The sequence below is a fragment of the Kaistia sp. UC242_56 genome, assembly GCF_044452255.1.
In the GTDB taxonomy this organism is placed as follows: domain Bacteria; phylum Pseudomonadota; class Alphaproteobacteria; order Rhizobiales; family Kaistiaceae; genus Kaistia; species Kaistia defluvii_A.
In genome coordinates this window covers 1,402,024-1,414,652 of record NZ_JBIOAN010000002.1, presented here as the reverse complement: position 1 = coordinate 1,414,652, position 12,629 = coordinate 1,402,024, and the positions used below count along the sequence as shown (strand labels likewise).

Sequence of the window (12,629 nt, the reverse complement as noted above, 5' to 3'; positions counted from 1 at the left end):
ATGACGCTTTCCGTCGCCGCCCGCCCCTATGACTTCGCGCTCGACCCGGCCAAAGTCGCGCTTGTTGTGATCGATATGCAGCGCGATTTCATCGAGCCCGGCGGCTTCGGCGCCGTGCTGGGCAATGACGTATCGCGGCTGACCGCGATCGTGCCGACCGTCGCGGCGCTGATCGATGTCTTCCGCGCGCACGGCCTGCTGGTCGTGCACACCCGCGAGGCACACAAGCCCGACCTTTCCGATTGCCCGCCGGCCAAGCGGCTGCGCGGCAAGCCGGGCCTCCGGATCGGCGATGAAGGCGCGATGGGCCGCATCCTGATCGCCGGCGAGCCCGGCAACCAGATCTTGGCCGAGCTGGCGCCTGTGGCCGGCGAGATCGTCCTCGACAAGCCGGGAAAAGGCATGTTCTGGGCGACCGGCCTGCATGAAACACTTTCGGCTCGCGGAATCAGCCAGCTGGTGTTCGCCGGCGTGACGACGGAAGTCTGCGTCCAGACCTCGATGCGGGAGGCGAACGATCGCGGCTATGAATGCCTGCTGATCGAGGACGCGACCGAGAGCTATTTCCCGGAATTCAAGGCGGCCGCGATCGAGATGATCGTGGCGCAGGGCGGCATTGTCGGCTGGTCGACGCCGCTCGCCGCTTTGGAGGCGGCCTTCGCAGGAGCCCTGGCCGATGGCTGAGCCCCTCGTTGTCGACGATCCGGCCTTGGTCGCCGAGGTGACCGCGATCTTCCAGTCTTACGAGAAGGCGCTGCTCGAAAATGACGGCGACACGCTCGACGCGATGTTCCTGCATTCGCGCCAGACCATCCGCTACGGCGTCGCCGAGGTGCAGCATGGCATCGAGGAAGTCCGGACATTCCGTGCGGCGCAGAAGCCGTTCGAGCGCACCCTGTCGCGAACCGTCATCACCACCTATGGCGAGAACGTCGCCATCGCCTCGACGCTGTTCCACCGCCCCGATTTCCCCAACCGCATCGGCCGCCAGATGCAGACCTGGATCCGGACTGAGGACGGCTGGAAGGTCGCTGCCGCGCATGTCAGCATGATGGACTGACGGGCAGCGCCGGGCTGGTCCGATCGACCTCAGGCGGCGGGCTTCTCCGCGGCCCCGCCGGGCGCGAGATGCGCCAGGGTGGCTTCGAGGATTTCGCTGGAAAGCGCGGGGTCGTCGGCAGCGCGGGCGAGAATGACCGCCCCGACCATTTCCGACAGCGTCGAAAGGGCCCGCTGGCGTTTCGCGGCCTCGGATCGTCCAGGCACGAGGGAGGTGAGTTTCTCGACATAGACGCGGATGCCCCGACCGAACACCGATCGGACACCCGCCTCCTGCCGGATGGCGTCCGGGCCGAGCGCCGTCAGCGCACAGCCTGAATCCGGGCTGTCGCGATGCTGGGGCGAAACATAGGCCCGGATGATCGCCTCCAGCGCCGCCTCCGGCTCCATGCCATCCAGGCCACGCCAGTTTTCGCGCGACGTGACGAAGGCGTGCTCGCTGGCGCGCGCCGCGAGGTCTCCCTTGGATTTGAAATTGCCGTAGAAGCCGCCATGCGTAAGCCCAGCCTGCTTCATGACATCGGCAATGCCGATGCCGTCAAATCCATGCTGGCGGAACAGCCGGCTGGCGACATCGATGACGCGGGCCCGATTTTCATCGGCCTGGGCTCTGGTAACCTTCATCGTCCAACCTCCAGATCCATACTGATCTAGATATATGTCAGGCGAAATCTATCAGCAATGCGCCAAGGCCTCGGGCACCGTCATTTGACCCGCTCGTCGCCGAGAATGCGCTCGATCCGGCGGACGTTTTCCAGCATTTCCGGGTTCTGGATGGCGAGGCAGTGGAACAGCGCCTCGTTGAACATCAGCTCCAGCACGCGGGTCATCACGGCATCGGCGCCGAACAGGCTGACGCCGGGCGGCGTGATGATGCGGATATCGGCGAGCGCTGCCATCGGCGAGCGGGTGCCGCCCAGCACCGCCGCGATGCGGGCGCCCCGGGAGCGCGCTACTTCCGCCGCCTGCAGCGTCGACTTGGTACGGCCGGAATAGGAAATGGCGATGGCCAGGTCGCCCGGCTTCATCAGCCCCGCGCAGGCGATCTGGTTGTGCTGGTCCTCCGAGAAATTGATCGGGATGCCGAGGCGAAGCAGCCTCTGATGCATGTCGAGCGCCACCACCGCCGAGGCGCCGGCGCCGAAGACCTGCACGCTGCGCGCCGTGCGGATCGCCTCGACCAGTTCGCCCAGTTCCGGCGAACTGGAGAGGATCTCGGCGAATTTCAGCGCCCGGATCGAGGCGCTCTGGAACACCTTGAAGGCGATTTCGCCCAAGCCGTCGGACGCGATGATCGCCGGCTCCAGCGTAGAGGCGGCGCTGACCGGCGTCTGCATCGCCCGGCTTTCCTGCAGCAGCGCCTTGCGCATCTCCTTGATGCCGGCAAAACCCAACCGCTTCGACAGGCGGTCGATGGTGGAGCGGCTGGTATTGGTGCGCTCCGCCAATTCTGAGGAGGTCAGCCCGGCAAGGTCATATTCGGCAATGCTCAGCAGATATTCGGCGACCCGCTTCTCCGCCGCCGAGAAGGGCATGCTGGAAACACGGGACAGAAGGGAAGCGACTTCACCCGGGGCGGCCTCGCTCATGGTGACACCTCATGCGGCAATGCAAAGACGGATATAGAAACGTTATGCGTCATATTTCGATCATTTTATCATATTGCGACGCATAATGTGTCGTGATAGCGTCGCGTCAGGATAGGAACGGAAAGCCCGTCGAGGAGAGGCGTGGCCCGGTCTCGCACCCAGCTGTTCCATCCCCTGACTGAGATCAACAAGACGGTTCGATCGCGGCGCGACCATGCGCGGGATCGAGGGAGGATGACGCATGCGCAAATTCCAATCTGCTCTGCTGAGCTGGGCTCTGGTGGGGGCCTCTACCCTGGCACTCGCCGGTTCGGCGACCGCGGCGGAACTGACGTTCTGGCACCACACCTATCCGCCGGCCACCGACTTCATCGCCAAGAAGGCGGCGGAGTATACGGCCCAGCACCCTGACGTGACCATCAAGCTGCATGAGGATCCGCATGGCGATTACGAGGTCAAGCTGACCGCCGCCATCGCCGCAGGAAATCCGCCGGATATCATCAACGTTCTCGACTATTTGTTCCCGCAATATGCTTCCAAGGGCATTCTCGCGCCCGTCGATCCGGCCGCGTTCGGCCAGAAGTCTCAGGCCGATCTCGAAGCCCTGTACCAACCGTCGGCGCTTTCGGGCCTGACCATCGACGGCAAGACCTATGGCGTGCCGGAAGAATTCAACACGCTGGCGCTCTTCCTCAACAAGAAGCATTTCGCCGATATCGGCCTCGACGCCACCGATCCGGCCAACTGGCCGAAGACATGGAACGACGTCTTCGAGCTGTCGAAGAAGCTGCAGAAGAAGGACGAGTCCGGCAAGACGACCCGGCTTGGCTTCAACTGGGTCTGGAACCTCGATCCCTACTGGTACGCCCAGCAATATTGGCCGATCCTGGTCCAGTATGGCTGCGACGTGATCGGCGCGGACGGCAAGGCCGCCATCAACTCGCCCGCCTGCGTCCAGGCGTTCACCGAGACCTGGCAGCGCATGATCACCGACGGCACCGGTGGCCCGGAACTCGCTACCGTCAACCCGGTCAACGCGCTGCAGGACTTCAGCGAGGGACGCCAGTCCATGGCGATCGCCGGCATCTGGGCGCCACCGCTTTATTCCGATGAGGTCAAGGCCGATTACGTTGTCGCGGCTTTGCCGCAGCGCGATGTGGCGAAGCCCGCGACGCTGCTGAACTCCTACGCGCTCGCCGTAACCTCCGGTTCGAAGAACCAGAAGGAAGCCTTCGAGTTCCTGCGCTTCCTCACCGCCGACAGCGACGGTTACCTGGCCGCCACCGGCTACGTCACCGGCCTGAAGGGCTGGGCCGATACCGAAGTCGCCAAGCAGACGCGCGGCAGCGCCGTCTTCGCCGAAGGCCAGAAGCACGGCAGCTTCGTCTGGCGCTCGCCGACCTGGGCGCAGGAAGGCACGGCGATCAAGAACGCCATCGAGCAGTTCGCCCAGGGCGTTCCGGTCAAGGATGCCCTCGACCAGGCCGCGACCGAGATCGACCAGATCCGCGCCAACTGACTAAGGTCCTTCTCCGGACCACAGGACCGGCGCGGCGCTCCCGGCCGCGCCGGTCCCCAACAGGATTGCTCTCCATGTCGCGAACAGCCTCGGGACCGAGCCGCTATGGCCGTTGGGGTTTCCTCTTCTGCCTGCCCGCTCTTCTCTTCATCGCCATCTTCCAGCTCTACCCGGTGCTGTTCTCGTATTTCATCAGCCTGCACGAATACGACCTGCTGTCGCCGCCGCGCTATGTCGGCTTCAAGTATTACCTGGGCTTGGCCAGCGACAAGGCGTTCCTGCGCTCGCTTGGCATCACCATCACCTATGTCGTCTACACGGTCGTTCCGGTGCTCGGCATCGCGTTCTGGCTCGGCTGGGCGCTGACCAAGCTCGGCCGCAGCCGGGGTGTCTGGCGCACGCTGATCTTCCTGCCCTCGGTCATGCCGCTCGTCTCCGTGGCGCTGACCTGGAAGCTGCTGCTCAATGTCCAGGGCCCGGTCAATGACGGCCTCGCCACGCTCGGCATGGCGCCGGTGTCCTGGCTGACCAGCAGCGCGATGGCGCCCTGGGCGCTGATCCTCGTCAGCTGGTGGCATGCGACCAGCTACTACACGATCATCTTCCTCGCCGGCTTCCTGGCAATCCCGCGCGACCATTACGAAGCGGCGGCGCTGGATGGCGCGCGCGGCTGGTCGGTGCTGCGCCACATCACCCTGCCCTCGATGAAACCGACCATCGCGCTCGTCGTGGTGCTGTCGACCGTCAACGGCCTCAAGACCTTCGCCTTCCAGCAGATTATGACCGATGGCGGCCCGGCCGGCTCGACCCAGATCCTGACGCTGCTGATCTACAAGACCTCCTTCAGCTTCCTGCAGATGGGCAAGGCCAGCACCTATTCGGTGATCCTGTTTACCGGCATCCTGGTGATCAGCCTGCTGCAGATCTGGCTTCTGAGGGACCGTCACCGCCATGCATAGGTCCCTCGCCGAGCGCCTGCTCGCCATCGCCATCGTCGTCTTCGCGACGATCCTGACGCTCTATCCGATCGTCTGGATGCTGGCGGCGTCGCTGAAAACCAATTCCGAGCTGTTCTCCGGCAGCATCTTCGAGCTGGGCAGCGCCGGCCTCAGCAACTTCACCTCGTCGCTGAGCCAGCGTCCGTTCTTCCTCTATCTGTTCAATTCGGTGCTGGCGGCACTGGTCTCGGTCGTCGTCACGGTCGTGTTCGGCGCGCTCGCCGGCTACAGCCTCGCCAAGTTCCAGTACCGCTTCTCCGGCGCCGTCGCGCTGATCGTGCTGGCCTCGATCATGATCCCGCTCGAGGCGATCGTGATCCCGCTGTTCCTCGAAGTGCATGCCTTCGGCTGGACCAACACCTACGCGGCGCTGCTGCTGCCGACCGCCTTCAACGTCGTCGGCATCTTCGTCTTCCGCCAGGCGATGGTGGCGATCCCCGACGCCTACATCGAAGCGGCGCGGATCGACGGCGCCAGCGAGCCGCGCATCCTGTTCTCGGTGATCATGCCGATGGTGGCGCCCAGCGCCGTCGTCGTCGCGATCCTGACCTTCAATCTCAGCTGGAACAGCTATCTCTGGCCGCTGATCGTCGCCAGCGACGATGGCCTTCGCACCCTGCCGCTCGGCATGGCCGCGTTCCAGAGCGCCTTCAACACCCAGTACGGCCAGGTCATGGCCGTCTCGATCTTCGGCGCGATCCCGACCACACTCTTCTTCATCGCCTTCCAGCGCCACTTCATCGAAGGCGTCTCCGCCGCGGGGGTCAAATGAGGCTCGCAATCGATCTCGGCGGAACGCATCTGCGCCTCGCGCTCGGCGACGGCAGCGGCCCCTGGCGGCACACCCACCGCTCGCGCCGGCCGGACGGCATGACGCCGGAAGCCTTCGTCGCGGCGGTCGGCGAGGTGCTGGCGGAATGGGGCGTCGATCGCGGCGATGTCGAGGGCATCGGCGTCTCGGTCGCCGCCGTGGTCAGCGCCGGCGGCCACATTGTGCGGGCGGAAAACCTGCGCTGGTGGGATGCGCCGCTCGGCCGGCTGCTCGGCGAGGCGTTCGATCGCCCCGTTATCGTCGAAACCGACGTCTATTGCGGCGCGCATTTCGAGGCGACCCGCGGCCATGCCCGCACGGCCGGATCGGCGCTCTACGTGTCGATCGGCACCGGCGTCGGCCATGCCTTCGTGCTCAACGGCCAGGTCTGGCGCGGCGCCGTCGGCGGGGCCAATGCGCTCGGCCACATGGTGCTGCGACCGGAAGGAATCCCCTGCTATTGCGGCCATCGCGGCTGCCTCTGCGCCACCGCCTCGGGCCTGGCGCAGGCCGTCGACCAGCCGCCGCCGGGCGCCCTCGCCGATCTCGCCCAGGCGATCGCCGCCGCACTGACCCTGCTGGAACCCGAGATCGTCATCCTGACGGGCGGCGCGCTCAGCCAGCCCTGGTTCGATCTCGATCGCCTCAGCCGCCTTCTGCCGGAACTCACCTATCCCGGCATCGTCCAACCCGCACTCGTCATCAGCGACGTCCCCGACCCCAATCTCCGGGGCGCCGCACTGCTCTTGAAGGAAATCGCATGATCAGGGAAAGCGCACCGTATTGGATCGGCCGGGCCTACCGAGAAAGCTGGGCCGTCGGCATGTTCAATGCGCACCATCTCGAGGCGACGCAGGCGATCGCCATGGCGGCCGACCGCAGCCGGGCGCCGGTCATGCTTTCCACGACGATGGGCGGCATCAAGCATGTCGGCCTCGATTATTTCGTCGCCATGGCCGCCGTCGCCCGCAAGCGTTCGGCCGCCCCGCTCATCCTGCATCTCGACCATGGCGCCCATTACGAGATCGTGCGGGAGTGCATCGAATCCGGCTTCGATTCCGTCATGATCGACGCATCGAGCGCCTCCTATGACGAGAATGTCGATCTCGTCCGCCGCGTCGTGTCGCTTGCCCGTCGCCACGGCGTCGGCGTCGAGGCGCAGATCGGCGAGACGCTGGCCGAGGAAGGCGGCGAGGTCATCGAGCGCAAGACCACCGTCGAAGAGGCCGTGCAGTTCGTGAAAGATACCGGCATCGACTATCTCGCCATCTCGATCGGCAACACCCCGGGCCAGCTTGCCGACAACGCACCGATAGACGTGCCGCTGGTCAAGGCGATCTCGGCCGCCGTCAACATGCCCCTCGTCCTGCATGGCGGCACCAGCGTGCCGCAGGCGACCGTCGCCCAGTTGATCGCCGCCGGCATCGCCAAGATCAACATCGACGCCGCCGTGAAGGGCGCGTTCCGCTCCACCTTCCAGCGCCACTATGGCGTCGACGATCCGATCGTCGATACCCGCGTGCCGTTTGGCGAGGCCCGCAGCCTGGCCGTCGAAGCGGTAGCCGAGCGGATCCGGTGGTTCGGCGCCGAGAACCGGGCGGATTGACGTGAAAACCGGCTCGCAACCCCTGGTCCTTCTGCTGGTCGGGCTGCCCGGTGCGGGCAAGACGACGCTCGCTCGCCGGCTCGCGCCGGCGATCGGCGCGGTGACGCTCAGCCGCGACGACATCCGCGATGCGATCTTCCCCGAGGCCCTGCTCGATTACAGCAGCGAGCAGAACCAGGTCGGGACTGACGCGCTGCTCGGCGTGCTCGACTATCTTCTGTTCCGGCCCAGGCCCGATTTCATCATCGTCGATGGCAAGCCGTTCTCGCGCAAGGCCGAGATCGAAACCGTGGCCAATCTGGTCGAGGCAAGCGGCGCGCGCCTGCTCATTCTCCATTGCGTCGCGCCGGACGCCGTCATCGAGGGCCGGCTGCAGCGAGGGCTCGCGGACGAGCGCAATGTGCGTGCCCAGCGTGATCCGGAAAAGGCCGCGCGAATCCGGGCCGAGTTCGAGCCGATCGACCTGCCGCATGTCGTGGTCGATACCAGCCTGGACGAGAAGACAGTGCTGGATCTCTGCCTCAAGGCGATCGCAAACGCCGGCGCCGCACCGGGCGTTTCGTCCGCCCCCTGACAAGCGAATACGAAAAAGGCGGCGCTGGTAGCGCCGCCTTTTCTTCAACGGCCCGCGAGGGCTCGCTGATCAGCCGGGTCCAATGTCGACACCCTTGGTGTCGGGATCGGGCAAGGAGCCGGTGCCGGGCGTCTTCTCGTTATCGGTCAGGTCCGGCCGCGCATGCGGACCTTCCGGCGGCATCGGAGCCTTCTTTTGCGGCACGTCCTTGCGGGCCAATTTATCGTCCGACATGCGGCTTTCCTCCTATTCCCTCGATATCTATCAATGCGCAGCCCCATGCATCGTTGCGTCCGCGGTCGCTTACCCGACACGTCCCGCCGTCTGACCGCCCCGCCGGTCCGCCGGGGCCGCTAATCTTGCAGCGCAACATGAGAGATCGCTGCGCCGCGCGCTCAAAACCAGCCATGACGCAACGAACGGCAAGATCCGCTTTCTCGCCTTCCCCTCGTTGACAAGCTCTCCTGCGCTTCGTACCGTTCATTATCTGGTACGGCCGTTCCAATATTGGAACAGCATGGAGGCGTACTTGAATGTCGGAAATAACCACCACGCCTGTTCTTGAGGCGCGGCACATCACGCGCCATTTCGGCGCCGTCATCGCCCTGGCCGACGCGTCGCTGACGCTCGGGCGCGGCGAAGTTCTGGGGCTGGTCGGCGACAATGGCGCTGGCAAGTCGACCTTCCTGAAGATCCTGTCCGGGGTGATCAGCGCGTCGAGCGGCGAAATCTTCGCCGATGGCAAGCTCGTGCAGTTGAAGCGGGCGCAGGACGCCATGGATGCCGGTATCGAGACCGTCTACCAGGACCTGGCCCTCGTCGATACGATGAGCGCCTTTCAGAACGTCTATCTCGGACGCGAGGAACTCTCGTCCAATCCTCTGGCGCGGCTGTTCAATCTGGTCGACGACCGCAAGATGCGCAGCCGGGCCCGCGAAGTGCTCGACATGCTGGCGGTGAAGATCCCGTCGATCGACGTCAGCGTGAAGGGCATGTCCGGCGGCCAGCGCCAATGCCTCGCCATCGCCCGCGCCCTGCTCTGGGGCCGCCGCATCGTCATCCTGGACGAGCCGACCGCCGCGCTTGGCGTGCGCGAAACCGGCCAGGTTCTGGATGTCATCCGCGACCTGCGCAACCACGACGTCAGCGTGATCGTCGTCAGCCACAACATGCAGCAGCTGATGAGCGTCGCCGACCGCATCACCGTAATGCGCCTCGGCCGCTCGATTGCCACGCGCAGCGTCCGCGACACGCAGGTATCGGAAATCGTCGGCCTCATCACCGGGGCGATCCCCGGCGACACCGAAGCGGAGGCTACCAAGCTCGCCGTCCCCGCCTGAGACCGGATCAACCGGCCCATGGCGGACCATCCAGACTGACCATTTCCTTAGGGAGGAAGCATGTTGCGCATTTCGAAACGCGTCATCGCAACGATGGCGCTCGCGGTCCCGCTCGCCTTCGGCGTCGCCTGGACCGCCAATGCCGCCGAAAAGTTCAAGCTCGGCATGGCCGTCGGCGGAAATACCTGCTGCGACTGGATGAAGGCCCAGGGCGATGTCGCCCGCGCCCTCGCCGAAAAGAACGGCTGGGACTACATCGAGCTCTCCAACAACAACGACCCCGCCATCGCGCTGAAGAACGCCAGGATCTTCGCGCAGGAGGGCGTCAACGCGATGATCCAGTTCAACGGCCAGCCGGCTTCCAACCCGGCGATCAGCCAGGCGATGAACGCCGCCAAGATCCCTGTCGTCACCTATGACATCGCCGATCCCGGCATGTATTTCGTCGGCATCGACAATCTCGCGGCCGGCGTCGCGGGTGGCGAGCAGCTCGGCAAGGTCATCAAGGAAAAGTGGGCCTGCAACCCCGACCTGGTCGTCTCGGCCGAAGGCGCCGCCGCCGGCATCGTCAATGAATGGCGCACGGGCGGCATGCGGACGGGCCTGAAGAAGGTCTGCCCGGATATCCCGGCCGAGAAGTGGGTCAGCTTCGAAAGCCAGGGCGACGCGGCGGTCGGCCTGCCGGCCGCGCGCGACCTGCTCGCCGCCCATCCCGACGCCAAGAAGATGGCGGTCGTCGGCCTCAATGACGGCGGCGTGCTGTCGCTGATCAACGCCGCCGAACAGCTCGGCCGTGCCGACGAGGTCATCGGCTGGGGCCAGGACGGCGCCTTCATCACCGGCGACAACGTCAATCCGCATCTCGCCGGCTCGGTGTTCTACTTCCTCGAGGGCTACGCCGTTTACGCGATCCGCGACGTGATCGCGCCGATCGCCGCCGGCCAGATCCCGCCGCTCAAGGCCGCCGCCGACAATCCGGCCTCGCGCGTCGAGCCCTGCCCGGTCAGCGCCGAGCAGGCCAAGGCCGTGCCGGCCATGGCCGAGCGGGTCGCCAAGCTGCTGGAAGCCCCGGCAGGCACGACCGCCTATTCGCTCTTCTGCCCGAACAAGTAAGGCCTGGGTTCGCCGATGTCCCTTGACCAACGCCTCGAAAGCCCGGCCCGGGCGCTGTCGCCCGGGATGCGTTTGCAGGGCTGGGGCACCGGCCTCACGCTTCTGGCCGTGTGGCTGCTGCTGATCGCAGCCACCGGCCTCTACCGGCCCGATTTCCTGTCGCACCAGACGGTCCTGGCCGTCAGCTTCACCATGTCGATCGTCGGCGTGATGGCGATCGGCCAGGGCCTGGTCGCCATCTCGGGCGGCTTCCTGGATTTGAGCCAGCCGGCGGCGCTGATCGCCTCGAGCCTGGTCGCGGTCCGCCTGTCCGAGGCCGGCCTTCCCTTCGCCTTCGTCATTCTCGGCGCGGTGCTGACCGGCATGGCCTGGGGCTTTGCCAACGCCGTCATCATCGTCGGCGCCAAGCTCAATCCTGTCATCGTCACGCTCGCCACAAACTTCATCGGCCTCGCCGCGCTCTATTTCGCCTTTCAGCTGGCCGAGGTGCCGCTCGGCTCGGCGATCCACCAGTTCGGCCGCGCCAAGCTTCTCGGTCTGCCGGCGATCTGGTGGCCGATGCTGGCGCTTGTGCTGGTCGTCGGCTTCCTGATTCCGCGCACCCGCTATGGCCGCCGCGCGATCGCGGTGGGTGGCAACCGGATGGCGGCGCGCGCCCGCGGCATTTCGCTGAAGGCGACCCGCTTCGCGATCTTCACCGCGGCGGGCGGCTTCGTCGGCTTTGCCGGCGTACTGTTCTGCGCCACCAGCGGCCCTTTCAATCCGAGCTCGGCCAATGCGCTGCAATTGAACGTCATCGCCGGCGTCATCCTGGCCGGCATCTCGCTTTCCGGCGGACGCGGCAATTTCTGGCTGCTGCTTCTCAGCGTCGGCTTTCTTTCCACCATCCCGACGGCGCTGGTCTTCTTCGGGCTGAGCTCCGACACGCAATCGATCTTCCAGGGCCTGATCCTGATCTCCGCGGTCGCCTTCGATGGCTATCGCGCGCGGAGGGGAATTCCATGACCGACGCCACTGCCCCGCGCAGCGCGCCCGCGACCTATATCGTGCCGCACCATCCCTGGCGCGACCTGCTCACCGGGCCGGTCGCCAGCATCGCCTTCACGGTGATCGCTGTCATCGCGGTCGGCCTGATCTGGATCGGTCCGCGCTTCCTCGCCTTCGGCAATGTCGGCATCATGGGCGCGTTCCTGATCGTGCCGCTCGTGGTGGGCGCCTGCTCCGGCTTCGCCCTCCTCTCCGGCGTCGTCGATCTGTCGATCGGCTCGATGGTCGGCTTCTCCTCGGCGCTGTTCGCCCTGCTTCTGACGCTCGCCTGGAACCCATGGGCGGCCGCGGCCGTCACGCTCGCCGCCTGCCTCGGTTTCGGCGCGATCAATGCCATCGCCATCGTCGGCTTCGGCGCCGAGGCGATCGCCGCCACGCTCGGCATGCTCGTGGCGCTGCGCGGCATCACCTGGGTGCTGCTCGGGCCGCAGGGTGCGATCTTCTCGTTCAATCCCGGCCTCTCCGACCTGGTCAACCAGACCCTGTTCGGCCTGCCGCTGTTTTTCGTGGTCGCGATCGGATTGACCGTAATTGCCGCCATCGTCGTCACCAAGACCCGCTTCGGCCGGCATGTGCAGGCGGTGGGCGGCGACGACAAGGCCGCCTCGCGCGCCGGCATTCCGGTCAAGCGGATCCGGGTCGCGGCGCTGCTGCTCTCGGCCTTCGGCGCCGGGCTTGGCGGTATTGTCTTCACGGCGCAGCTCGGCAGCGCTGCCCGCGCCACCGGCTTCGGCCTCGAATTCCAAGTCTATGCCGCGCTGATGATCGGCGGCTACTCGATCCTGCGCGGCGGCGTCGGCAACCCGATCGGCGGCGCGCTCGGCCTGCTCGCCGTCGCCGGCGTCTCCAACATTCTCGATCTCAAGGCGGTCAGTCCCTACTACGTCAACATCATCGTCGGCCTGCTGCTGCTCGCAGCTGTGCTGCTCGACCGGATGCGCGGGGGCGACGCCTATGAATAGACCCCTGCCTT

Annotated in this window: 15 protein-coding genes; 12 read left to right on the top strand and 3 right to left on the bottom strand. The window is 65.9% G+C overall.

The genetic code is table 11. The features are described from left to right. Nucleotides 1-684, top strand: coding sequence for a cysteine hydrolase family protein (locus ACHMWQ_RS09335; protein WP_396307249.1), 684 nt, complete (start codon nt 1-3; stop codon nt 682-684). Beyond that, nucleotides 677-1,060, top strand: coding sequence for an oxalurate catabolism protein HpxZ (hpxZ, locus tag ACHMWQ_RS09330; RefSeq protein ID WP_396307248.1), 384 nt, complete (start codon nt 677-679; stop codon nt 1,058-1,060). Before ACHMWQ_RS09335 ends, hpxZ begins: the two co-directional genes overlap by 8 nt. A 29-nt stretch (nt 1,061-1,089) precedes the next feature. Here hpxZ and ACHMWQ_RS09325 read toward each other — a convergent pair whose 3' ends face one another. Beyond that, the gene (locus ACHMWQ_RS09325; RefSeq protein ID WP_396307247.1) at nt 1,090-1,683 is read right to left on the bottom strand and encodes a TetR/AcrR family transcriptional regulator; all 594 of its coding nucleotides are present in this window, start codon (nt 1,681-1,683) and stop codon (nt 1,090-1,092) included. An 80-nt stretch (nt 1,684-1,763) separates the two neighbouring features. Further along, nucleotides 1,764-2,648 (bottom strand): MurR/RpiR family transcriptional regulator, encoded by an 885-nt coding sequence (locus ACHMWQ_RS09320; protein WP_396307246.1) that lies wholly within the window; start codon nt 2,646-2,648, stop codon nt 1,764-1,766. Nucleotides 2,649-2,889: 241 nt separating this feature from the next. Here ACHMWQ_RS09320 and ACHMWQ_RS09315 point away from each other — a divergent pair, with 241 nt between their 5' ends. The 6 genes from ACHMWQ_RS09315 to ACHMWQ_RS09290 all read left to right on the top strand — a co-directional run bounded on the left by ACHMWQ_RS09315 (nt 2,890) and on the right by ACHMWQ_RS09290 (nt 8,156). After that, complete coding sequence (locus ACHMWQ_RS09315) at nt 2,890-4,167, top strand: ABC transporter substrate-binding protein (RefSeq protein ID WP_396307245.1); 1,278 nt, start codon at nt 2,890-2,892, stop codon at nt 4,165-4,167. Nucleotides 4,168-4,241: 74 nt separating this feature from the next. Next, a complete protein-coding gene (locus ACHMWQ_RS09310; RefSeq protein ID WP_396307244.1) occupies nt 4,242-5,126 on the top strand; it encodes a carbohydrate ABC transporter permease in 885 nt (294 codons plus the stop codon). Further along, nucleotides 5,119-5,937 carry a carbohydrate ABC transporter permease gene (locus ACHMWQ_RS09305; protein WP_396307243.1) on the top strand — a complete coding sequence of 273 codons (819 nt, stop codon included), beginning with the start codon at nt 5,119-5,121 and terminating at the stop codon, nt 5,935-5,937. Before ACHMWQ_RS09310 ends, ACHMWQ_RS09305 begins: the two co-directional genes overlap by 8 nt. Further along, entirely contained in the window at nt 5,934-6,740 is an 807-nt protein-coding gene (locus tag ACHMWQ_RS09300; RefSeq protein WP_396307242.1) for an ROK family protein, read from the top strand. Before ACHMWQ_RS09305 ends, ACHMWQ_RS09300 begins: the two co-directional genes overlap by 4 nt. Beyond that, complete coding sequence (locus ACHMWQ_RS09295) at nt 6,737-7,582, top strand: class II fructose-bisphosphate aldolase (RefSeq protein ID WP_396307241.1); 846 nt, start codon at nt 6,737-6,739, stop codon at nt 7,580-7,582. The genes ACHMWQ_RS09300 and ACHMWQ_RS09295 overlap by 4 nt, the downstream gene beginning before the upstream one ends. Before the next feature lies 1 nt (nt 7,583). Then, on the top strand, nt 7,584-8,156 hold the full coding sequence (locus tag ACHMWQ_RS09290; RefSeq protein ID WP_396307240.1) for an AAA family ATPase: 573 nt from the start codon (nt 7,584-7,586) through the stop codon (nt 8,154-8,156). A 69-nt stretch (nt 8,157-8,225) separates the two neighbouring features. Here the strand turns inward: ACHMWQ_RS09290 and ACHMWQ_RS09285 are convergent, their stop codons facing one another. After that, nucleotides 8,226-8,390 (bottom strand): hypothetical protein, encoded by a 165-nt coding sequence (locus ACHMWQ_RS09285; protein WP_396307239.1) that lies wholly within the window; start codon nt 8,388-8,390, stop codon nt 8,226-8,228. Between the two features lie 299 nt (nt 8,391-8,689). On the opposite strand from ACHMWQ_RS09285, the gene ACHMWQ_RS09280 reads away from it, so the two are divergent. The 4 genes from ACHMWQ_RS09280 to ACHMWQ_RS09265 are packed head-to-tail and all read left to right on the top strand — an operon-like array spanning nt 8,690 to nt 12,618. Then, nucleotides 8,690-9,496, top strand: coding sequence for an ATP-binding cassette domain-containing protein (locus tag ACHMWQ_RS09280; RefSeq protein WP_396307238.1), 807 nt, complete (start codon nt 8,690-8,692; stop codon nt 9,494-9,496). 60 nt (nt 9,497-9,556) lie between these two features. Then, nucleotides 9,557-10,609, top strand: a complete 1,053-nt coding sequence (locus tag ACHMWQ_RS09275) for a sugar ABC transporter substrate-binding protein (protein ID WP_396307237.1) — start codon at nt 9,557-9,559, stop codon at nt 10,607-10,609. Nucleotides 10,610-10,624: 15 nt separating this feature from the next. Beyond that, nucleotides 10,625-11,614, top strand: coding sequence for an ABC transporter permease (locus ACHMWQ_RS09270; RefSeq protein ID WP_396307236.1), 990 nt, complete (start codon nt 10,625-10,627; stop codon nt 11,612-11,614). Next, nucleotides 11,611-12,618, top strand: coding sequence for an ABC transporter permease (locus ACHMWQ_RS09265; protein WP_396307235.1), 1,008 nt, complete (start codon nt 11,611-11,613; stop codon nt 12,616-12,618). Before ACHMWQ_RS09270 ends, ACHMWQ_RS09265 begins: the two co-directional genes overlap by 4 nt. Nucleotides 12,619-12,629: the final 11 nt, after the last annotated feature.

Excerpts from the sequence above, each read along its gene's own strand:
- ACHMWQ_RS09315 (WP_396307245.1), top strand. The coding sequence starts at position 2,890 with ATGCGCAAATTCCAATCTGCTCTGCTGAGCTGGGCTCTGGTGGGGGCC.
- ACHMWQ_RS09335 (WP_396307249.1), top strand. The coding sequence starts at position 1 with ATGACGCTTTCCGTCGCCGCCCGCCCCTATGACTTCGCGCTCGACCCG.
- ACHMWQ_RS09295 (WP_396307241.1), top strand. The coding sequence starts at position 6,737 with ATGATCAGGGAAAGCGCACCGTATTGGATCGGCCGGGCCTACCGAGAA.
- ACHMWQ_RS09285 (WP_396307239.1), bottom strand. The coding sequence starts at position 8,390 with ATGTCGGACGATAAATTGGCCCGCAAGGACGTGCCGCAAAAGAAGGCT.
- ACHMWQ_RS09280 (WP_396307238.1), top strand. The coding sequence starts at position 8,690 with ATGTCGGAAATAACCACCACGCCTGTTCTTGAGGCGCGGCACATCACG.
- hpxZ (WP_396307248.1), top strand. The coding sequence starts at position 677 with ATGGCTGAGCCCCTCGTTGTCGACGATCCGGCCTTGGTCGCCGAGGTG.
- ACHMWQ_RS09310 (WP_396307244.1), top strand. The coding sequence starts at position 4,242 with ATGTCGCGAACAGCCTCGGGACCGAGCCGCTATGGCCGTTGGGGTTTC.
- ACHMWQ_RS09305 (WP_396307243.1), top strand. The coding sequence starts at position 5,119 with ATGCATAGGTCCCTCGCCGAGCGCCTGCTCGCCATCGCCATCGTCGTC.
- ACHMWQ_RS09325 (WP_396307247.1), bottom strand. The coding sequence starts at position 1,683 with ATGAAGGTTACCAGAGCCCAGGCCGATGAAAATCGGGCCCGCGTCATC.
- ACHMWQ_RS09265 (WP_396307235.1), top strand. The coding sequence starts at position 11,611 with ATGACCGACGCCACTGCCCCGCGCAGCGCGCCCGCGACCTATATCGTG.
- ACHMWQ_RS09300 (WP_396307242.1), top strand. The coding sequence starts at position 5,934 with ATGAGGCTCGCAATCGATCTCGGCGGAACGCATCTGCGCCTCGCGCTC.
- ACHMWQ_RS09275 (WP_396307237.1), top strand. The coding sequence starts at position 9,557 with ATGTTGCGCATTTCGAAACGCGTCATCGCAACGATGGCGCTCGCGGTC.
- ACHMWQ_RS09270 (WP_396307236.1), top strand. The coding sequence starts at position 10,625 with ATGTCCCTTGACCAACGCCTCGAAAGCCCGGCCCGGGCGCTGTCGCCC.
- ACHMWQ_RS09320 (WP_396307246.1), bottom strand. The coding sequence starts at position 2,648 with ATGAGCGAGGCCGCCCCGGGTGAAGTCGCTTCCCTTCTGTCCCGTGTT.